This window comes from Gloeomargarita sp., from assembly GCF_053491055.1.
This window is the reverse complement of the sequence record NZ_JBRCEP010000089.1, coordinates 1-21809: the sequence shown is the minus strand read 5'-3', so window position 1 is coordinate 21809 and position 21809 is coordinate 1. Positions and strand designations below refer to the sequence as shown.

18 protein-coding genes, 1 tRNA gene and 1 pseudogene are annotated in these 21809 nt (G+C 52.5%); 8 read left to right on the top strand and 12 right to left on the bottom strand.

All coding sequences use genetic code 11. The features are described from left to right. The first annotated feature begins 142 nt into the window (after positions 1–142). Positions 143–1702, top strand: coding sequence for a hypothetical protein (locus tag ACWISF_RS09835; RefSeq protein ID WP_448381410.1), 1560 nt, complete (start codon positions 143–145; stop codon positions 1700–1702). Between the two features lie 8 nt (positions 1703–1710). Here ACWISF_RS09835 and ACWISF_RS09830 read toward each other — a convergent pair whose 3' ends face one another. Beyond that, a complete protein-coding gene (locus tag ACWISF_RS09830; protein WP_448381409.1) occupies positions 1711–3054 on the bottom strand; it encodes a cellulase family glycosylhydrolase in 1344 nt (447 codons plus the stop codon). Further along, a complete protein-coding gene (locus ACWISF_RS09825; RefSeq protein ID WP_448381408.1) occupies positions 3054–3821 on the bottom strand; it encodes a hypothetical protein in 768 nt (255 codons plus the stop codon). The genes ACWISF_RS09830 and ACWISF_RS09825 overlap by 1 nt, the downstream gene beginning before the upstream one ends. Positions 3822–4002: 181 nt before the next feature. On the opposite strand from ACWISF_RS09825, the gene ACWISF_RS09820 reads away from it, so the two are divergent. After that, the gene (locus tag ACWISF_RS09820; RefSeq protein ID WP_448381407.1) at positions 4003–5190 is read left to right on the top strand and encodes a Coenzyme F420 hydrogenase/dehydrogenase, beta subunit C-terminal domain; all 1188 of its coding nucleotides are present in this window, start codon (positions 4003–4005) and stop codon (positions 5188–5190) included. 24 nt (positions 5191–5214) lie between these two features. Further along, positions 5215–6459, top strand: a complete 1245-nt coding sequence (locus ACWISF_RS09815; protein WP_448381406.1) for a glycosyltransferase family 4 protein — start codon at positions 5215–5217, stop codon at positions 6457–6459. Here ACWISF_RS09815 and yidC read toward each other — a convergent pair. Further along, positions 6443–7585 (bottom strand): membrane protein insertase YidC, encoded by a 1143-nt coding sequence (yidC, locus tag ACWISF_RS09810; protein WP_448381405.1) that lies wholly within the window; start codon positions 7583–7585, stop codon positions 6443–6445. The genes ACWISF_RS09815 and yidC overlap by 17 nt on opposite strands. Before the next feature lie 75 nt (positions 7586–7660). Here yidC and recG point away from each other — a divergent pair, with 75 nt between their 5' ends. Next, positions 7661–10048, top strand: a complete 2388-nt coding sequence (gene recG, locus ACWISF_RS09805; protein ID WP_448381404.1) for an ATP-dependent DNA helicase RecG — start codon at positions 7661–7663, stop codon at positions 10046–10048. Here recG and ACWISF_RS09800 read toward each other — a convergent pair. Beyond that, positions 10045–10641, bottom strand: a complete 597-nt coding sequence (locus ACWISF_RS09800) for a lipoyl protein ligase domain-containing protein (protein ID WP_448381403.1) — start codon at positions 10639–10641, stop codon at positions 10045–10047. The genes recG and ACWISF_RS09800 overlap by 4 nt on opposite strands. 96 nt (positions 10642–10737) lie before the next feature. On the opposite strand from ACWISF_RS09800, the gene ACWISF_RS09795 reads away from it, so the two are divergent. Next, positions 10738–10811, top strand: a tRNA-Pro gene (locus tag ACWISF_RS09795). 110 nt (positions 10812–10921) lie between these two features. Here ACWISF_RS09795 and ACWISF_RS09790 read toward each other — a convergent pair. The 8 genes from ACWISF_RS09790 to ACWISF_RS09755 all read right to left on the bottom strand — a co-directional run bounded on the left by ACWISF_RS09790 (position 10922) and on the right by ACWISF_RS09755 (position 19052). Further along, complete coding sequence (locus tag ACWISF_RS09790) at positions 10922–11470, bottom strand: hypothetical protein (RefSeq protein WP_448381402.1); 549 nt, start codon at positions 11468–11470, stop codon at positions 10922–10924. 772 nt (positions 11471–12242) lie between these two features. Further along, on the bottom strand, positions 12243–13856 hold the full coding sequence (prfC, locus tag ACWISF_RS09785; protein WP_448381401.1) for a peptide chain release factor 3: 1614 nt from the start codon (positions 13854–13856) through the stop codon (positions 12243–12245). After that, complete coding sequence (locus ACWISF_RS09780) at positions 13853–14134, bottom strand: hypothetical protein (protein ID WP_448381400.1); 282 nt, start codon at positions 14132–14134, stop codon at positions 13853–13855. The genes prfC and ACWISF_RS09780 overlap by 4 nt, the downstream gene beginning before the upstream one ends. A 33-nt stretch (positions 14135–14167) precedes the next feature. After that, entirely contained in the window at positions 14168–14344 is a 177-nt protein-coding gene (locus tag ACWISF_RS09775; RefSeq protein ID WP_448381399.1) for a chlorophyll a/b-binding protein, read from the bottom strand. Between the two features lie 48 nt (positions 14345–14392). Beyond that, positions 14393–15619 (bottom strand): glycosyltransferase family 4 protein, encoded by a 1227-nt coding sequence (locus ACWISF_RS09770; protein ID WP_448381398.1) that lies wholly within the window; start codon positions 15617–15619, stop codon positions 14393–14395. 39 nt (positions 15620–15658) lie between these two features. Continuing rightward, entirely contained in the window at positions 15659–16432 is a 774-nt protein-coding gene (locus ACWISF_RS09765; protein WP_448381397.1) for an ABC transporter permease subunit, read from the bottom strand. Between the two features lie 26 nt (positions 16433–16458). Beyond that, entirely contained in the window at positions 16459–17010 is a 552-nt protein-coding gene (locus tag ACWISF_RS09760; RefSeq protein ID WP_448381396.1) for a thylakoid membrane photosystem I accumulation factor, read from the bottom strand. A 287-nt stretch (positions 17011–17297) separates the two neighbouring features. Next, positions 17298–19052: an ABC transporter ATP-binding protein gene (locus ACWISF_RS09755; protein WP_448381395.1), complete on the bottom strand. Its 1755-nt coding sequence runs from the start codon at positions 19050–19052 to the stop codon at positions 17298–17300. Positions 19053–19111: 59 nt separating this feature from the next. Between ACWISF_RS09755 and ACWISF_RS09750 the strand changes: the two genes are divergently transcribed. The 3 genes and pseudogenes from ACWISF_RS09750 to ACWISF_RS09740 all read left to right on the top strand — a co-directional run. Then, positions 19112–19849 (top strand): DUF561 domain-containing protein, encoded by a 738-nt coding sequence (locus ACWISF_RS09750; protein ID WP_448381394.1) that lies wholly within the window; start codon positions 19112–19114, stop codon positions 19847–19849. Further along, the gene (locus ACWISF_RS09745) at positions 19849–20973 is read left to right on the top strand and encodes a DegT/DnrJ/EryC1/StrS family aminotransferase (protein ID WP_448381420.1); all 1125 of its coding nucleotides are present in this window, start codon (positions 19849–19851) and stop codon (positions 20971–20973) included. The genes ACWISF_RS09750 and ACWISF_RS09745 overlap by 1 nt, the downstream gene beginning before the upstream one ends. Continuing rightward, positions 20970–21809, top strand: a pseudogene (locus ACWISF_RS09740) (hypothetical protein); the annotation flags it as partial. The gene ACWISF_RS09745 and the pseudogene ACWISF_RS09740, both read left to right, overlap by 4 nt.

Here is a 21809-nt window from a genome sequence, read left to right as displayed (position 1 = left end):
TCCGATTCGAGTCATCTCTTGGCCTGCTTAACTCCTCCCTTTAGTTTTGGGAGAAAGTTAGAAGGTGGAGATTAGTCTCTCGAATTGCCTAGGAATCGACGATGCTCCACAACTCACAGCACATTCTTAACCATTCTGAACTATGTCTTTACTCCCTCCTTTCTGGCGCAACTTTTTAATCGGTACGGTTATCAGTATTGTCCTAGGAGTCGCCCTGATCTTTTTAGACAGCCAGAACTTACTCAGCTTAGAGTTTGAATTTATCGGCGCTAAAGCGATTATTGCCGCCCAAGGGCCTGACCCTCGCTTGAGTGCGATTGGCTATGCATTCCCTCCATTCTTGATTTATCTCACCATGCTCTTGGGTTCCCCCATTTCCACGCAAATTTTGTTTGGCACAGGTTTGGTTGGCTTTTTCATTTGGTTGGTGGGGCAATTACAGGCTTCTTGGTTCTGGCGGAGTGCTATTTTGGTGCTTCTTCTGATAAACCCTGGATTTTTAATCATGTTGCTAACTAGCCCGACCTGGACGGCAGCTAGTCTATTTCTAGGGTTGGCCGCTCTGCTTTACTGGCATTTAATCAATCCCCGTGATCACAAATATCCTTTGAGCGTTAATTTGGTATTACTGGGTTTAACATTAGCTCCCTTGGTTCTCCTGCGTTATGAATTCTGGCTCTTACTACCGGTCTTGCTAATCTTAAGCTGGTTTTGTGTTCGGGAAAATCATATTCCACTGAAATCTACTCAGGTATTAGTAACTGGATTTATGAGTCTCATTAGCATTGCAGGTTTTTTGTATGTTAATTTGCTAATTGGGGATGACCCATTTTACTTCTTTTATGCTTCTGGAAATGGGTTGCGCTGGTCAGGTTTAGAGTTTTTATTAGAGTCAGCACCGGGGTTACAAGCCATAGGGACAAGTTTTAGCTGGCTAGGGCAAACGCTTCCGGTATATTATCTCATTTGCATTTTATCTCTGCTAAAAGTCAGGGGCTTTTTGGTCGCAAGAATTCTATTGCTATCCTTGCCAGTCCTGATATTAATTCTTATCTTCTGGCAAAATAATTTTTTGCCCCAGATAGCCATTTTTGGAGCGTTTTCTGTTTTAATTCCGGTTACACTAATACAGTTTTCTCGAATTGAATCGCTCCTGTTATCCTTGATTGCATTTGGCTTAATTTTAAGTGCATATTTAACCGGAAATTTATTAAATACGAACCGTTTTATTCCTGATGAAAGTTTGGTTTGGCGACAAATCACCGGCCAAGGTATTCCCCAAACAGGAATTGTTTCCCGCTGGCGGCAAAAGCAATTAGACCAACGGGAAATTAGTGATTTATTGTTTCAGAGATTGCGGCCAGGACAAAAAGTTCTCTTAGACGATGCCGTCAACTTTAGTTTTATTTATCTCCTACAAAATTCCCATATTTTTATCCTACCCCACCAATACGAGTTCAGTGTCGCTTTGAATCAGCCAGAGGAACTTGTAGATTATATTTTAGTACGGCGAGAAACAGGACAACCATTGCCAGAAACCATCCCAAACGTTATTCTGAATGATGAAGAGATAAACACTACATCAACTGACTACCCCCGTAAACGTAGGCGGGTACGGCACAGTCTGGGTAGTAACAATTTATTCAGTGGATTTGTGAACATTAGAAGTAATACCTTTTACCAGTTATTTCAACGTCAATAAATTCACTCCTAAGCGGGAAATATCTCCTGAATTTGCGTTTGTGTCATGCCGTAAAACTCATCCTGATGTTGTTGTCCATCTAGTAACCACAAAAAAACTCCTTTTGCTCCCAAAGAGAAGGCCAAATTAGCCCAGTGGCGGTATAGAGTAATTCGATCATCTTGTAATTCACGGTTTGACAAAGGACGTTTATCGTCGTCACTGCGAGGGCGACACCAACCCAATTCCCCTACATACCAGGGTTTATTTCCCATGGCCAGCGCCCGTGAACGTAACCACTCATCCCCTAATTTTCTGTAATTTTCCCAACTCCCTGGCCGGTCAGAACGCAGGAGATAATTCCAGCCCCTACGGTCGGTAAACGGTAGGCCGGCTAAACTTGTTTTCTGCAATTCCGCGGCTGGATGGGTGTACATATGAATACTTCCCATCGTTAAATTCGGTCGAGTCATATTGGTCGCTAAATCAATTCCTTCCTGGGCTTGCGACTCAGATGTTAAGTAGTTTAAGGTTAATTTAGGAGGTTGAGCAAGCCATCCTTCTTCGCCAGAGGTAACATAAACTGAATTGCTCATTGTTTTGCGAATAAATGCTCCTTGACGGTCTAACCAGTCAGCCACAACTTTTTGCATCTGGATGTTGGGTTTTACGGGACGATTTTCCTGGGAATAGATGCTCTTGCCTCTGGGTTCATTCAGAATATCAATCGCAACAATTTTGGGATATTTGTTTAAGGTAGCCAGGACTTGCCTGGTATGACTCTGAAACAACTGCTCAACCTGGGGATTCAAGTAAAAATCTGCCCCATATTTTAGATACTTATCCTGATCTTGAAGGGTCATGAATGCATCTAACCACGTTCCTGCTGGTATGGCTTTGACCCACTCTAAATAGCGCAAAATGCCCCCGTAGGATAGCCAATAATTTCCCAGGACAGGAACCAAGTAAAAATCCAATTCACTTAACTGATCAACCAAGGCATCTAAGATATGCAAAACAGGCTGAATGACTTGGTTTGGTGCTGACCAAAGGGCCGCATCAAAAGTCCCGTTTGGTACACCAGGAGCTGCCAGCGGATAGTCATTGAATGCCCAAAAACGAATTGCATTAATCTGACTGCGACGGCGCAGCTCCGCCAAACGTAAATCCAGAGTTAAATAATCCCTGACTATATCTTTAATCAGCCTTTGAGGTTGCTGTTGCACTTTGCGATAGCTTTCTACCAGTAAGTAGTAGGCATTAATGCCGTATAAACGAGGAAGCTGTGCCAACATTTTAGGGGATAGCTTTACCGTCAAGGAAAGAGAAATTGCCCCTGATAGTAAAGTCCGTCTTGAAATAGGAATACCCATTATTTTCCCGTAGCTATGGCACCACCAAAGGTAAACCACAAACCCAATTCAAAACCATAACCCGGCCCATCAATTTGTTTATAAGCTGCCGGAACAACTCGGAGCACATCTGTTGCTTTAATGCGAAATTGTCCCACTACTTTAGCAAAATTTGCTTCCGGGTCCTGCGTGCCAACAATACTATCAACCTGGGCCGCCATATCGAGCCGGTTGGTCACTGGAATTGCCACTTCCGCAAAGGTACGAAATTCGTCAGAACGTTGACTAAAATAGGGGCGATAACCCACTTCTACCGTCCAATATCCCCAGCGATTCCCCACCGGAAAAGAACGGCTGACTGGGACACGAATATCCAAACCAACACCGCCTCTGGATAGGGGTAACGGCGCATTCGGGTCATAACCCAAGGGAATAATGGGCGTTACTTGCAAAGAAGCTGCGAGTCGGGGGTCTTGGGTAAACCGCCAACGTATGCCTATTTCCCCATCAAAAAAACCACTGTTGGTACGCTTGGGGTTAAATTGGTCGTCGCTAATCCATTGGTACGGTACTTTGAAAATCAAGGTGAGGTTTTCCTGCAATCCATATTCTGCGTAGGCTTCTAATTCAAATTTTTCAAAAGTGCGATTCTCTAAAGTGCGGAAAGTAGTACTCACGAAAGCAGCACCTTCAGGTTGTGTAAATCCCCCGGCCCAAGTTGCAGCAGGTTGCAGGAGATGGGAAATCATGCCAATCCCCAAGGTTAATAACCATCTTGTACATTTCATAAACGGAAACCTCAAGGTAAGTAGGAGTTGCCGGTGTGTGAGGTCAGCAGTGATTAAAGGTTCACAAAGTTTTTACCGAAGCCTATGACTGAGTATATCACAGCAAAGTTCCAGTTCTCATTGCTGGCATTTGCGGCATTTTGTCGTTAGAGTATGGAAAGTAGTTCCATACGAGGAGTCTATGGCGGCTCATCACAAGGCCCGTCCCCTGAAGCCGACAAGTCCGAAACCTGCCAAAGCCCTGTGTAGCGAATGTGGGTTGTGTGACACTTCTTACATTCACTACGTCAAGGAAGCCTGTGCATTTTTGCAGCAACAATTTGACACGTTGGAAATGCAAACGCACGGACGAAAAAGAGATATTCACCAAGAGGATGAATGCTATTTTGGGGTGCATCAAAAGATGCTGGCTGCCCGTAAAAAACAACCCATTCCCGGTGCGCAATGGACGGGTATTGTCACGACGATTGCAATAAAAATGCTGACGAATGGTTGGGTAGAAGGGGTTGTTTGTGTGCAAAACACTCCGACCGATCGTTGGCAACCGCGACCGATATTGGCCCGCACACCGGCAGAAGTCTTGGCCGCTCGGGTAAATAAACCTACGTTATCTCCTAATTTGAGTCTCCTGGATGAAATTGAACAATCCGGAATGCGGCGGTTGTTGGTAATTGGCGTAGGATGTCAGATTCAAGCCTTGCGGGCGGTGGAAAAGCATTTGGGCTTGGAAAAACTCTATGTTTTGGGTACACCTTGTGTGGATAATGTGACCCGCGCGGGATTGCAAAAGTTTTTAGAAACCACAAGTCGTTCACCGCAAACGGTGGTTCATTATGAATTTATGCAGGATTATCAGGTGCATTTTACCCATGAGGACGGCTCTGTAGAGAAGGTGCCATTTTTTGGGCTGAATACTCGGAAACTGAAAGATATTTTTGCCCCTTCTTGTTTGAGTTGCTTTGACTATGTGAATGGGTTGGCGGATTTGGTGGTTGGCTACATGGGTGCGCCTTTGGGTTGGCAATGGTTGGTGGTACGCAATGAACGGGGACAGGCGATGCTGGATTTAGTTGGGGATGAATTAGAAATCCAACCAGTGATGAGCCAAGGGCAACGGTATCAGGCGGTTCAACAAAGTATCCCGGCCTATGACCAAGGTGTCACGTTACCGATGTGGGCGGCCCGTTTCATGGGGGTGGTGATTGAAAAATTCGGTCCGAAAGGGCTAGAATATGCCCGTTTTTCGATTGATTCCCATTTCACCCGCAACTACCTCTATGTCCGGCGCCACTATCCCCAAAAATTAGCCAGTCATGTCCCCGAATTTGCTAAAAAAATTGTCAGCCAATACCGCTTGCCCAAGGACTAAAAACCCAAATCTCTCACAATTGATATGGACGTTCTCCACGTAAATACCTATGACACGTTTGGGGGGGCGGCACGGGCAAGTTATCGCTTACACCAAGGGTTAATCCAAGCGGGGGTCAATTCCCAACAATTCGTCTTGCACAAAAGAAGCCAAGACCCCACTATTTACGCCTATCAAGAACCCCGTTTGGTGCAACGTTTGCGGGCGATGTTGGAGGCATGGCCTCTCAAGGTTTATCCCCAACGGGAGCGGGGATTTTCTGCCCACTGGGTGCCCAATTTCGCGCCAGCAAAAATCAAAAATTTCCAGTTTGATATTCTCCATATTCATTGGATCAATCGGCTTTTGATCCCGGAAGCCCTGCCGCAAATGACTTCTAAACCGGTAGTCTGGACGTTGCAAGATATGTGGGCATTCACGGGTGGCTGCCACTACACCCAAGGTTGTGATTTATTCCTAAGTCAGTGCGGCACCTGTCCCCAACTCCATAGTTCCCAAAAAAATGACCTATCCCGTTGGGTATGGCAGCGCAAAAAAAGAGCGTGGCGCCATTTTCACCCCACCCTTGTCACGCCCAGTACCTGGTTGGCCAACCAAGTCAAACGCAGTCCTTTATTGGGGCATTGTGATATTCACGTGATTCCCAATGGATTGGACACCAACTGTTACCGAGTCATTCCTAAACCAATGGCGCGGCAAATTTGGCAATTTCCACTGGAGAAAAAAATTGTTTTGGCTGGAGGAGTAAGTTTTCTCAAAGAACCGCATAAGGGTTGGGATTTGCTCTGCGAAACCGCCCAGATATTGCGCTCTCAAGGAGAGCAAAATGATATTCTCTGGGTAATTTTTGGTCAAGCGCAAGCCCCAGGATTTGCGGGATTACCGGTACACTGCCTTGGTTCCCTCACCGATGAGGTGGCGTTGCTGTTGGCCTACAGTGCTGCTGATGTCATGGTTGTGCCGTCTCGCCAGGAAGCGTTTGGGCAGGTAGCCAGTGAGGCAATGGCCTGTGGTACGCCAGTGGTGGCTTTTGCCGGAACAGGGGTGCAAGACATTGTAGATCACCAGGTCAATGGGTATCTGGCCCAACCCTTCGACCCGCAGGATTTGGCGGCAGGGATTGCGTGGGTGTTGCACCAGGGTTTGGCACTACAACAACGGGCGCGGCAAAAAGCAGAGCAGTGTTTCAGTTTGCCGGTGGTGGTGCAGCGTTATCTAGAGCTGTATCAGTCCCTGATCAAAAAGCATAAAGTTACGCTTTTTTCTTAGGCCGATGGCGTTCAAAGGGAAGGGTTTCCGCCTGAGCCGTCACCGCTTTTTGCTGGGCATCCAAGATTTTTTGCAGGTGTTCTGGCAAGGGTTCCCGCATCAAAATAAAAGTTTGTACCGTTTGAAACACGTTGGCAATCACCATATACATCAACACCCCGGCAGGCAAGGGGAAAAACAGGAACATAACGGCAAAAATGAGCGGTAACGATTTGTTGACCTGATCCTGTTGGGGATTTTTCACCCCATCCCCCTGGTTGGTAATGATTTGGCTGGCGTAGGTACTGGCGGCAAAAATCAACACCAAAATTACCGTGTCCCAGTGGATCATGCCGTTGCTGTCGATGGCGCCGACGTGTCCCAAGGCTGAGATAAATAAAAATCCCTCATTGGCAGCCAAACCTGGTATGACCCCCACCAGGGAAACTTTACCCGGATGCAGGGCCTTGAGCTTAGTTTGGCCGTTGTCCGTCATCAATTCCACCAATTCCCCACCACTTTTTACCGTCCAATGGGGCATAATTTGGGGATTATTAACCTCTTGCAAAATGCTCCCTAAACTGCGCCCGTCGGGGGTACGAAAATCCAGCAGCGTTTCATCCCCCTCATGCAATTTGTTGCCCGCTGTACTCACGACGCTAATGGAATAATGCACACCCGGTTGCACATAGATGTTGTGCGGTTGGGGGTTGACCGGCTGAGATTGCACCACCTGGTCGCGGGGGACAATTTCCAGTTCCACCGGGTAATTGACATCAGCAAAGGGCGACCCGCGTAGGGTGGCAAACAGGGCAAACAGAATCGGTAATTGCAACAGCAAAGGCAAACAACCCGCTAGAGGATTGCCGAATTCCTGATAGACTTTGGCCATTTCTTCCTGCTGTTTGGCCGGGTCATTTTTGTAGCGCTCTTGGATTTCCCTGACCCGCTTTTGCATCACCGGTTGCGCCACCTTCATCTGCCGCATATTGCGAATTTGTCCGGCACTCACCGGCGCCAAGGCCGCCCGCACCACCAACGTCAGCGCCACAATGGCCAACCCGTAGCTCGGCACAACCCCGTAGAAAAAATCCAGGATGGGGAGCATCAGGTTATTGGAGAGGAAATTTGTGCCGAACAAATCCATAGGTCAACGTCCCAATGGCTTACTTCCTTTTGATGTTAGCCTGTGTTGTCCGTCTTTGGTGGCTACACTGGAACTATGGTATGGGATGCACCGCGCGTAGCACAAGCATTGACGGTAGAGCGGCAGGCGGGTTACCCCAATCTCCAGGGGCGGCAGTGCCGGTTTGCGGAATTTCTTCAGGAACAGATGCGCCAAGTGCCCCCCGATTGGCTGCCCCAGGGAGTCAGCCACCAATGGCAAGTATTGCTGGCGGAACTGCACCATTACCCCCGCCTGACCAGCGACCAACGGGAAGCGCTCCTGACCCGCATTGCCCGCCTGCTGCCCCAGGTCCAACCGCCGGGGCGACCAACCCACCGGGTGCAGGAAGCTCCACCGCCAACGGCCAACACACCCATCAGCGCCTTGGATGTCCTCAAACCGCAGCAAAAAAAACACCTGTACGCCTTGGGATTGACCACTTTGGGGGATGTGCTGCACTATTACCCCCGCAGTTATGTGGACTATTCCCAACGCCTGCCCATTAAGGATTTAGAAGCAGGGCAAACGGTGACCATCATTGCCCAAATTCGCAGTTTTCGCTGTTTTACCAGCCCCAAAAATCCCCAATTAACCATTGCCGAATGGTGGGTGGCCGATCGCTCCGGGCGGCTGAAAATTAACCGCTACTACATGGGCAAACGCTATGCCAATCCAGCCTGGCAGGAGCAGCAAAAACGCCTCTATACGCCGGGGGTTTTCGTCGCCATTTCCGGGCTGGTCAAAGAAACCAAATTCAGCAAAACCCTGACCGAACCCCAGGTGCAAATTATTGATGACGACCCGGAATCGGTTGGTAAAATTATCCCGGTTTATCCCCTGCGGGGAGACCTCAAAGCCAGTGCGGTACGCCAGGCGATTCATGGGGTGTTGCCGCTGGTGCAATCCTGGCCGGACCCCCTACCCGCATTCCTGAAAAAACAACACCGTTTGGTGGATTTGGGCACGGCTTACCAGGGGATTCATGCACCCCGTTCTCCGGCAGAATGGCAACACGCGCGCACCCGCTTGGTGTTTGATGAATTGTTTTATTTGCAACTGGGTTTTTTACAACGCCGGCAGCAACAGCGTAGCCAACCCAGCCCCAAACTTCTGCCAGAAGGACAGTTGCTCCAACAATTCCGGGCGCAATTGCCCTTTGCACTCACAGGTGCCCAGGAGCGGGCGGTGCAGGAAATTCTCCGGGATTTGCAGCAACCCCAGCCCATGCAACGGCTGCTCCAAGGGGATGTGGGTTCTGGGAAAACGGTGGTAGCCGTGATGGCCATGTTGGCTGCGGTCGAAGCGGGTTACCAAACGGCGCTCATGGCACCCACAGAAGTGTTGGCAGAACAGCATTATCAAAAATTGTTTGAATGGTTGACCCCTTTACACCTGCCGGTCGAACTTCTTACCGGCTCTACCAAAGCCAGTCAACGGCGGCAAATTTTAGCGCAACTGGCAACGGGGGAAATCCCGATTTTGGTGGGCACCCATGCCCTGATTCAAGAGGATGTGCATTTCCAGCGTTTGGGTTTGGTCATCATTGATGAACAGCATCGTTTCGGGGTGGGACAGCGGTCCCTATTGCAGCAAAAGGGGATGGCGCCCCATGTCTTAACCATGACGGCAACTCCCATTCCCCGCACTTTGGCGCTCACCATTCATGGGGATTTAGACGTGAGTCAAATTGACGAATTACCCCCGGGACGACAGCCCATCAAAACCAGCATTGTTGCGGCAAGTCAACGGCATTTTGCCTACGATCTCATTCGCCGCGAAATTGCCCAAGGTCGCCAGGCATATATCATTTTGCCGCTGGTCGAAGAGTCAGAAAAATTGGCGGCGAAGGCGGCGGTGGCCGAATATCACAAATTACAAGAAGTAACCTTCAAAGGCTGTCGCTTGGGATTGTTGCATGGACGGCAATCCCCGGCAGAAAAAGATGCGGCACTGCGGGCATTTCGGGATGGAGAAACCCAAATTTTGGTCGCCACCACGGTCGTCGAAGTAGGGGTGGATGTGCCCAATGCCACGGTGATGTTGATTGAGAACGCCGAACGGTTCGGGCTGGCGCAACTCCATCAACTGCGGGGACGGGTGGGGCGGGGTCCCTATCCTTCCTATTGTTTGCTGGTCACCCAAGGGAAAGGCGAAGACACCCAACAGCGGTTGCAGGTGTTGACCCAATCCCAAGACGGCTTTTTCATCGCCGAAATGGATTTGCGGCTGCGGGGGCCAGGGGAAATTCTGGGCACGCGCCAAGCTGGTTTACCCGACCTGGCCCTTGCCAGTCTCATCGAGGATCAAGACATTCTGGAAACGGCGCGCCGGGCGGCAGAACAGCTTGTGCAGCAGGACCCGGAATTGACCCAATACCCGCAACTTAAAGCCGAATTACACCAGCGGTTGGCACGACTCAGCGGGCAGGTCGTTTTGAGCTAACCAGCCAGATAGGCCGGTGCGGTGGCGGTCAAATGCGCCACGACCGCCGCGACAGGGGGTGCGGGTACAGGCGGGGGGGCAATTTCGCCAAATACCTGCCGCCACAACGCCGGGTCGGGCCGGAGTTGCATGGAACCTTGAACCAACAGACTGCGCCCCTGCCGCCGCTGGGCCATACCAATAAATTTGTGCCCTGTCACCGTCACCAAATCCACAGGCGTCGCCTGGGCAAAACAACTCACTTGCCCCCGCTGAGGTGTTTGCTGCCCCGGTTGAAGCACAACCCCTAGCCCGCGCCAACCCTCGATTAACCACGCCTGCACCCGTTGCCACTGCGCTCGGTAGCCGCCAGGGGTGATGCCCACCACCACAGCAAAACACAAATCCCCCTGATGCAACACAGCCGCTCCCCCGGACGGTCGGCGCACCAGGGATAGCGGTTGGCCCCGATAACGACAGTGCTGCCAATGGTTCGGCCAGTGGCGCTGGTGATACCCCAGCGAAATCGCCGCCGGTTGCCAGGTATAAAAGCGGAGCACGCCCCGCATTTCTCCCCGTTGATGAGCCGCGAGCAGGTGCACGTCGGTGTGCATCTGTTCTTGGCCCGTTCCCACACTCAGGGGCAAACAGACCCAAGGCGCGGATGAGGGCGATAATGTTAAACTGATAGAACTACACATGGTCTGTGACGGGATGTAGCGCAGCTTGGTAGCGCACTTCGTTCGGGACGAAGGGGCCGTGGGTTCGAATCCCGCCATCCCGATTTCCGGTCACGCCCCTGCCAGCTTGGCAACCAATTCGCAGTAGAATTCCCGGCCATGACTCCCATCCTCAATTGATTCCGGCAAAGTCATTGACCGTTGCAAAAAGCTATTAGCGACACCAGTTGTGCAAGGCGGCCAAGAGAATTTCAATGCTCTGGGCGTGATCATAGGTTTGTTGAATTTGCTGAACTAATGTCTGAATAGTACTGCCATCGTTGGCCAACATGGCTTGACTCAAGGCATCCACCATCGCTTCACCACGCAGGGTTTCCCCTGGCGAACCGGCATCTTCTACCGTCTCAGGTTGACGAAAAGCTGGCGTTTGGAACAGATGCCCAATTTCTGCCCACAAACTCTGGGATGAACCTGGCGGGGGTGAAACCATCTCCTGCGGCGGGGCAACCGAGCTTTTATCCGGTTCAGGCGCAACCTCCGGCCAAGCAAACAAAGGGGTTTCCTCTTCCGGTGGAGATGCCACATTTTGGGGCGCCGATGCTGGGGCAACAGGTGCACGCTCAGCAAACAAAGCTTCCAATTCTGCCCATTCATCAGGGGCTGCCGGCTCCGTTACCGGCTCAGACGTGGGGGGTGACGCATTCCCCCAATCCCCCAAATCCCAACCCTCATCCTCTGGAAATAAAGATGCCACGGTTGCCACCCGGAGCGACCAGCCTTGATTCTAGAATAGCAAATCTGGCAAATGCCTACGGAAGAGGATTTTTACAGGAATGACATCCCCTTTTGCCATAGCACTAATTGCGGAGAACAGCGTAGCGTTTGGCTGGTCTGCGTCCTTAAGAATACCAGTTGATTCTTTAACTCTTTAATTTCATCCAAAAAAAACCGGTTTCATGGATGAATTGCTGACGACATTCGGGATGCAGTTTGAACACTGTGCGGGTGGCATATTACCTTTTTCGGCATTACACTTGCGACAGGCTATTACCCGCTTCGATGGGTTGTTGAGGACTCTGCGGGGCAACCTAAATTCACACCACCGAGATAAAGGGATAAGGTGTTCAATGGTTAAGTTCTCCGCACTGCCCCAGTACACGCAGGAGCACAGTTTTGTCCTGCCCATCCATCAACATCCCCTGTTACGAGAATTTAATAAACTTGACAGTGAAGGCATTTCCATTGCCGGTTCACCGTCCAGTTGTTTCAATGATAATCAGTGATATAGCTAAGCAGGCAAAGGTTGACATGATATGGGTCGCTGGGCGTAGCCCCACATCGGTTTCCCATAGCGAAGTGTGGCGTAGCCATGAATCTTAAGGCGACAACCTTAACCTACATAGCTATGGCATATATACAATATACAAAGTAATGTTAGATTTTTGTGATGGCGTAAGTGTTGTGCCAGACGATAGCCTTGATTGCTGTTTGAGTAAATTATCTGAGACCCTGAAAGACCCAGGATTTACCAGTAGTTAATCCACCGGCGATATGGGGCTGAGTTCTAATTCGGGATGGTCCTCTTGCACCTGTTGCAAATTCCAGGTGTTTTTGAATAACAAAACCGGTCGTTCACGGCCATCTTTGACCACCATCGTATGAAACAATCGTCCCGCCCGTTCCAACGCTGCCCAACCCCCAACCACCCAGCGCGCCAAACTGTAGGGTAACGGTTCCAACACGGTTTCCACACCGTATTCGTGCTGCAAGCGAAATTGCAGCACATCAAATTGCAATTGCCCGACTGCCGCCACAATCGGCTCACGGCGACTTTCATCCACTGAATAGAGAATTTGCACCGCCCCTTCTTCCGCCAATTCAGTCACCCCTTTTTGAAAAGATTTTGACTTAGAAGGATTGGGATTTTTCAGATAGGCAAACAGTTCTGGCGAAAAGCTGGGAATCCCCGGAAACCGAAATTTACCACTTGTCGTCACCGTATCCCCAATGGCAAACACCCCCGGATTATTCAACCCGATCACATCCCCAGGATAGGCCACTTCTAAAGACTCCCGCGCTTGGGCAAACAGTTTTTGGGGCCGACTCAAACGAATGGTTTTGCCCGTGCGGGAATGCTGTACCGTCATATCTTTGACAAACTTCCCCGAACACACCCGAATAAACGCCACGCGGTCTCGATGTTTGGGGTCCATGTTTGCCTGCAATTTAAACACAAACCCACTAAACTCCGGCGCATCGGGCGGAATTATGCCCTGGGTACTGGTATGTGGCCCCGGCGGTGCAGCCAACTTGAGAAAATAACGCAAAAATAATTCCACCCCAAAATTATTCATGGCACTGCCAAAAAACACAGGCGTCATTTCCCCCCGGTGCAAAGCGGCCACATCCAGCGCCGGCATCACCCCATCGAGCAATTCCAGGTCATCTTGCAGTTGATGGTAAAGATGGGGAGCCAACGACGCGACGATCTGGGGGTCGTCCTGGGAAATCACCTGCGTCTGGGCCGATTTCTGCCCCCGTGCCCCCCGCTGAAATAGATGAATTTGGCGCGTCTGTCGGTCATACACCCCCTGAAACTGGTCCCCCATGCCGATCGGCCAATTGACCGCACAGGGAATTAACCCCAACTCCCGTTCCAGTTCATCGAGCAACGCCAGCGGCGGTCGCCCCGGTCGGTCCAACTTATTCACAAAGGTAAAAACCGGCAACCGGCGCAGACGACAGACCTCAAACAACTTGCGGGTCTGCGGTTCCAACCCCTTGGCCGCATCAATCAACATCACCGCATTGTCCGCCGCCGCCAACGTGCGATAGGTATCTTCGCTAAAATCCTGGTGTCCTGGGGTATCCAGCAAATTAATCGTAAAGCCATCGTACTCAAATACGAGAACCGTCGACGTGATGGAAATCCCCCGCTGTTTTTCCAATTCCATCCAATCGGAAGTGGCATGACGCTGGTTGCGCCGTGCCCGCACCGCCCCCGCCTCTTGAATTGCCCCCCCATACAGGAGCAACTTTTCCGTGAGGGTGGTTTTCCCCGCGTCCGGGTGGGAAATAATGGCAAAATTGCGTCGTTTTTGTACCGCCTGCCGAATCTCGGCAACTGTGGCGGCTTGGTCATTGCTCATGGATTTTGCCGACGGTCCATGCGTAACAGGGGCAAGGAACTGGCGCTCGATTCACTGGTTAAATAACGACGCGGCGGTTCCGGGGGTGGGGGAACAGCCCGCCGCGCAGCCAGCCAGCGCCAACCCAAAGCACCCGTAGTCACCACCAACCCCGTCCAAAACAGCGACCAGGCCGGCGTTGTCCCCCCAATAACCATGTCAATCACCCCCGCTGTGACCACCACACTCACCAGGGGGTAGCGGCTGTAATAGGAACGAATGCGCCGAGACAGGGACATGGCTCCAGCCCAAAAAATTTTCTCGATTTTAGCTTAGGAGAGCAACCCCAACCAGGTCAGCACCCCCTTCCCCGTCACCAGCTCAATGACAATCGCCAGCACAAAGCCCACCATTGCGGCGCGTCCATTTAGCCGTTCGCTATAGGCATTGAACCCAAATTTAGGTTCATCGAATACGGGCTGTTTGCTCGGTTGGGGCACTTGAGTCATGGGTGGAACTGAGTTGGGGTCTCTAGGCTAGACAATTATGATTGTATCCTATCGCGCCGCAAAGGCATTGTGCACCTGCCGATACAATTCCCCATAGCGTTGCACCTGCTGCGCCAAATCGTACTCCTGCACCGCAATCGCCCGGCAATTTTGGGACATTTTTTGCCGCGTTTCCCCATCGGCCAGTAACTGCTCGATTTTGTGCGCCAAATCCTGCGGGTTTTCCGGCGCCGCCAATGCCCCCGTGACCCCAGGCCGCACCAATTCCGGCACCCCGCCCACCGCAAATGCCACACTGGGAATGCCACAGGCCAACGCCTCTTGCAACACCAAAGGTAAATTATCCGCCCGCGTTGGCAAAACAAACAGATCAGCAGCCGCAAAAATGCCCACCTTCAATTGGTCTAAATGAATATAACCCAAAGCATAAACCGCCATATCCACCTCTGCAGCCAGGATATGACTCGCCGTACCCATCGCCAGTAAGACCGTATCTTTTTTGAGGGTATTCGGTAATAAATTTAAGGCCTGGATCAAAAGATGACTGCCTTTGCGCGGGTCGTGAAAATTAATCGAGGAAGCAAGCAGGACATATTTTTGTTTAATCCCTAAAAAATGGCGACAAAACTCCTTTTCTAGAGGGCGATAGGTTGCCAGGTCAATTCCATTGGGAATGTGATGAATTTGCAAATGATGAAGCATACTGGCCTGGGCTTGCTTCATCAACCACCGGCTGGGTGTCACGATAGTTAAATGCGCCTGCTGATAGACCCAATTTTTGAGTTGCCATTCCAGGGCCGTACCATCCCGTTGAATTGCCGGATAAATATCCAAGTAAGGGCAAGAACCGCAGCCTTTTTGCCAACGCTTGCAGTCAAAACTATAACTACAATGTCCGGTAAAACTCCACATATCATGGAGTGTATAAATTCCGGGTTTATATCGGGTTAAATAGGGTAGAAATAAGTAATTGAAATAACCCCCGTGCAAATTATGAAAATTTAGAACGTCTGCTTCTTGATAAAAGGGATGTTGCGCGATGGCATAGGTACTCCAACGGGTAATATAATTAACTCCCAAGAGACTTTCCAGATTTTTTAATTTTCTGCGTAGGGGTTGGGGGGGCGTGGGAGCAACCAATGGATCCGTTTGCGTCACCTGACCAACCAAAAGTTTGGAGGCGATCCCCTGGTGCAACAAACCTTGATGCAAACGATAGGCGGCGATGGCAGCCCCACCCACTAAATCCGACTGATTAATTTGCAAAACACGCATGCATCATATCCCATTCGATACATCACAACCCATACCCTACTAAAACTCCCGCCTTGCAAAAATAAACACGGTCAATGCCAACAAAAATATCGTGTATAAGAGGCCGTAAATCACACTACTGATTAACACCCCGGCATCCGGGAGCAATCCATAAACAGCTGTATTTTTCAAATCTAAACGGGATAAATCGGGCACCACCAGAAAAAATCCTTTTAACACAGCCAACAATTGCGGGTTCCGAATCAGCCGTCCCAAAGTAATCACATCCGAACTCAAATGCCCAATAAAAAAAGTAGCCAGGGTGAGGAACGTGGCAATCAAAGGACTTGTAAACACGCTAAAGAGTAACGCTGCGGCAGTCAGCAAGGCAAACTCCATCAGCATCAAAGCAATGGCCGTGATGACCGGCACGAAGGGATAGGTAATTTTCAGAAGCGATAGATAAGCCAAATAAATCCCCGCCATGACCACCGTAAGTAGAACTAGGCCCAGCAATAAGCCTATATGTTTGCCGACCACCAACTCAAGACGACTAATCGGCTTGGCAACGACAATAAAAATCGTGCGTTTTTCCACCTCTCTTGCCAGCAAATTTGGGGTGGTAAAAATGACAATGACCAAGCCGAAAATTAACATCATGGCCAGGCCAAAGTCCGTAATAATTTTGTTCTCAGTTGCCGCTGCCACTTCGGCAATTAAGGCACCCCCGGCCACCAGACCAATCGCATACAATCCTGCCAGATAAAGCAACCGTTCCCGCAACAGTTCCAAAAAAACGTGCTTACTGATGGCCCACGTACGGACTAAATTCATGTATGTACCTCCAGTTCCACTGTATTTTAGGATGGTGCTAACTCCACATTGACCTCATTAAATTGGCGCGGGGTGACGGGCACAGGTTGGCGGGGGGGAATGCCAAACCAATCTGCCAAAATTGCGTCCAAACGATTGAAGGAAACTTGCCCAATCTCATCGAAAAGAATATGGTTTTCCCCATCTTTACCACCTAGGATCACCACCTGAGGCACCCGTCCCCGATAGTAACGAATCGGGTTGGTAGGGTCAGGGGTATCGGTGGGCACCAGGCTATCTACGGTGATGGGAATAATGTCAACAGCCCGCCCATAAAAGCGTTGCACCTGGGATACGGTACTCGCAAAAACCTTACAATCTCGGCTGTCATCCAAGTAATAGACCAACAAAGCTGGCCGTTCGGGCACGGCTAAAGCCTCCTTGAGGGTGACGCGCGGCGGCACCAAGGAGCCATTGCCCGCATACAAGGCAAAGATATTGCCATCGAAGTGGTCATCCTGTAGGCCAGCCCAGGCGGGTTGACCGTAGCTGAGCCAGATGAGCCACACCACAAGTATCCAGCCAATGAATCGCGTCATCAGGGATGTTCTGCCTCAGAAATGGCGTGAGTCTGACATTAAAAATTCTATCGACTTATCGAGCTTCTTCAATTACCCCAGTTTTCGTGGAGCTACTGACAGGGGGCAGTGCTGTCTCAATCGTGATGCATTTGCAACATTGCCATCGGACAGGAAATAAAAAACGACAGGACACTTCCATTATCAAGGCTTTGACACACATGCAGACCCTTGTGGTTGAGGACAAAAATTGGGAGTTACTTAAACGGTTAAAACCTGAAGAGTATGGGTAGGAGCAGGGTTGGATGCTAAATCAAGGGTTGTTGCTGGGTTTCTAATTGGTAGGTTTGCCAGAGTTCCTGATACCAACCCGGTTGGCGTACCAATTCCTGGTGGCTGCCCTGCTGTACCACCCGCCCCTGCACAAGCACCAAAATTTGGTCGGCCAAAGGAGCAATGCCCAGGTGATGGGTCGCCATGATAACGGTGCGCTTCAGGGCGGTGATAGATTGGATGATCCCCTGGGCGGTCTGGCTATCTACGCTGGCAAGGGCATCGTCCAAAAGAATCACCGGCGTTGACACCAACAAGCCCCGCGCCAAAGCCGTGCGTTGCCGTTGCCCGCCCGATAGGGTAATGCCCCGCTCCCCCACCAGGGTTTCGTACTGCGCCGGAAAAGCGAGAATTTCCCCGTGTATCTGGGCTTGGATGGCTGCCCCTTCTACCCGTCCCATGTCCGCTTCTGGGTCGCCGTAGCGGATGTTGTCGGCTATCGAGGCGCTAAACAAGAAACTTTCCTGGGGGACGTAGGCCATCGCCCGTCGCAGGTCGCCCAGGTCAATCTGGGTAATGTCATGGCCGTCGAGAAAAATTTGCCCTGGGGCAATGGGCAACAACCGACACAGGGCCTGGATGAGGGTGCTTTTGCCTGCCCCCACCGGCCCGACGATGACCAGGGTCTGCCCAGGAGACAGGGAGAAACTGACATCCTGCAAAGCTGGCTGGGTTTGCCCAGGATAGGTGTAGGTCAGATGCCAGACGGTCACCTGCCCTGCCACCTGGGGCAAGCGGATCGCGCCTGGGACATTCTGAATCCGGGGAGATTCCCGCAGCAGCGATTCCACCCGCTCGATGCTCACCTGCCCCCGCTGCAAGGCCGTAATGGTAAACCCCAGCAGCGCCGTGGGAAAAACCAGCCGTTCCACGTAGAGCAACAGCGCCACAAAACCCCCGAGAGTAAGGGTTTGGGCTTCCATCGCCCGACTCCCCAGCCAGAGCAAGACCAAAAAACTGAGGCTGGCAATGCCCCCAAACAAGGGAAACAAAAAACTGCGGGTGCGGGCCAGGGTGAGACTATCCTGGCGCAATGCCCGGTTGAGGTGGGCAAAGCCCTGTCGTTCTGCCGCTTCCTGGGCATAGATTTTGATCAACGCCATGCCGCTGATGTCTTCCTGGATCAGGTCGCTCAAGTCGGCCAGCCGTTCCTGCACCTGCGCCTGCTGCGCCCGCAAGGTGTCCCCAAAGGCATACACCAAAAGAAATAAAAAGGGATAAACTGCAAGGGCCGCCAAGGTCAAAGGGACGCTAATGCCCAGCATCACCGGCAGGGTGAGTCCATAGGCCAACACCGTATTGACCAGACTCAGCACCGAAAACCCCACCAACCGGCGGACATTATCCACATCGCTGGTGGCGCAGCTAATTAATTCCCCCGGCGGATGTTGGCTGAAATAGTGCTGGTCTAACCGCAGAAAATGCTCAAACAGTTTTTGTTTCAAATCAAATTCCACCCGCCGCCCCACCCCAAACAACACCAGGCGGGAGACCATGCGAATCAGCCACATCAAACTGGCCAAACCAATGATCCCCAAACCGGACCACAGCAGAGCGCCCAGGGCCAAATGCGTTTCTAACCGGTTGATGGCTTGGCGTAACACCAGGGGAATCACGACCCCCAGCACATTCACCACCACCAAGGCCGCAATGCCGACTACTTCCGCCCGCCAGTATGGACGCAAGTAGCTAAGCAGTTTACGGAGTTGCCCGCGCTGGGGTTTGGCCATACTGCCAGTGTAACAACCCCACGGGTTAAGATGGATGGGGTGGTTTTTAGGGGTCGTTTATGGCACTTACTTCCCAGTGGCGGTCGGTATTTGCCCAGAAACGGGCGGTGAAAATTATTAGCGGCATTACCCAGTTTGACCCGCAGGTGGTGGGCCGGGTGGTGCGGGCGGCTACCCGGGGGGGCGCCAGCTATGTGGACATTGCTGCGGACCCGGATTTGGTGCGGCTGGCGCGGCAACTGACGGATTTGCCCCTGTGTGTGTCCACCATTGCCCCGGAACGGTTACCGGCTTGTGTGGCAGCGGGGGCGGACATGGTGGAACTGGGGAATTTCGACCCTTTTTATGCCCAAGGGGAAGTGTTTGATGCGGCGCGGGTGCGGGCGTTGACGATTCACACGCGGGAATTGTTACCCGATGTGCCCCTGACGGTGACGGTGCCCCATACCCTGCCGCTGGATGCCCAGGCGGAATTGGCGCAGGAACTGGTGGCTCTGGGGGCGGATGTGGTGCAGACCGAAGGCAGTGTCCGCCTGCAACCGCAAAACCCTGGGGTGCTGGGCTTGATTGAAAAGGCGGCTCCGGCGCTGGCAGCGGCCTACACCTTGGCGCGGGCGGTGGAGGTGCCGGTGGTGTGTGCTTCCGGCTTGTCGGTGGTGACCGTGCCGATGGCCCAGGCGGTGGGGGCAGCGGGCGTCGGGATTGGCCGGGCGGTTAATCGCCTTGAAGACGAATGGGCCATGACGGCGGCAGTGCGGGCCCTGGTGGAAGCGCTGGTGCCGATGGCGGTGGTATGATGCCTGTGGCAACGGCCATTCCCCAGTTTGACCTCACCCGCCAGTACCAACAATTGCAGGATGTCCTGAATCCCATCGCCCAAAAGGTCTTGGCCGGGGGGGCGTATGTGGGGGGGGAGGCCGTTGACCGGTTTGAACAGGCGTTTGCGGCTTACATCGGCGTACCCTATTGCGTCAGTTGCAACTCCGGGACGGATGCCCTGTATTTGGCGCTGCGGGCGTTGCGGATTGGGCCGGGGGATGAGGTCATCACTTCGGCCTTTTCCTTTATTGCTACGGCAGAAGCAATTAGTTTGACCGGAGCGACGCCCGTATTTGTGGATGTGGAGCCGGAGACGTTTAATTTGGATTTAACCCAGGTGCAGCAGCGCCTCACGGCCCGCACCAAGGCGGTGATACCGGTGCATTTGTTTGGCCGCCCGGTGCCGATGACGGCGTTGCAGCAGTTGGCGCAGGCGCATGGTTTGGCGATTATTGAAGATTGCGCCCAGGCTACGGGCAGCCATTGGCAGGGGAAACCGGTGGGCAGTTGGGGGACGCTGGGTTGTTTTAGCTTTTATCCCACCAAAAATCTGGGGGCGATGGGGGATGGGGGGGCGGTGACCACCCACGACCCAGTGTTGGCGCAGCGGCTGCGGGAACTGAAAAATCACGGGCAGCGGGAACGGTATTGCGCGGTGACGGTGGGGGTCAACAGCCGTCTGGATGCCCTGCAAGCGGCGCTATTGACGGCGAAATTGGCCTATTTACCCCAGTGGCTGGCGCGGCGGCGGTTGTTGGCAGCCCGCTACCAGGAGTTGCTGGGGGATATTCCGGGGTTGCTCCTGCCCCAGGATTGCCCCGGCCACAGTTGGAACCAGTACACGGTGGTCTGCAACCACCCGGCCCTGCGGCGGGATGACCTGCGCGCCCGGTTGCAGCAGGCGGGCATTGGGACGGCAGTGTATTACCCAGTGCCTTTGCCGTTGCAGCCGGTGTATGCCCATTTGCAGTACGACAAAACGGCCATTCCCCAGGCGGCGGTCCTGAGCGAGCGGGTTTTATCCCTGCCTTTGTTCCCAGAATTAACCCTGGCGGAGCAAGAACAGGTGGCGGCGGCAATACGGCGGGGTGTTGGCTTATGACCAAGGGGGGGATGGCCCGCTGGCAGCGGCTGTGGTTGCCGTTTTTGACCGTGGTGGTGGTGACCTTGCTGGTGTTGGCGTTGCTTGGCAGTTGGCAGCAGCCCCAGACCCAGAATGTTTTGCAACTGCGGGCGGTGGAGTTGCAATTGCAGGCCAGTGTCTGGCGGGGTAAAGAGAAATTCTCCCAATGGTTTGGCCCATCCACCCTGGCGCAGGCCGAACAGGTCTATCGGCGGCAACAGGAATTGGGGCCAAAGGCGCTGCTGACCCCGGCGCAGGCCGAACAGGGGTTGTGGCTGGCGGTGCGGTTGGGGGTGATTCAGGCGGCGCGGGGAGAGGTGGCCCAGGCGCAAAGGACGTGGCAGGCGGTGCAACAACAGCAACCCCCGGCATCCCTACGGCAGACGGTGCAGGTGTTGCAGGGGCTGTGGGGAGAACCGCCGCTGATTTACCCGGAAGCAGAACCCTTGCTGGCAGAGCATTTGTCGGGGTGGTTTGAACAGGTGGCTTTACTGCGTTTGTACCGCTTGCAACAGCGGCAGGCCGAAGAGGTGGCCCTGCTGGCAGAGCAACAGAAATTGGCGGCAGAGGCCGTCAATCGCCTGGTGCTGTTGGTGGGGTTTCCCTTGTTGGGGGGCACCGTGGGCACGTTGATTGCGATCGCCTTGGGGATGCGATGGCTGATGGGGGGGCGTCCGTCGCTGTGGGGACGGGCAGAACTGCTGGGGTGGTCGGTGCCCTGGGGGCTGGAGGTGGTGATGCAGGTGATGGTGCTGTGGTTTGCGGCGTTTTTTGGGCTGGGGCAGGTGGGGGTGCCGCTACTGGTGCATTGGTTG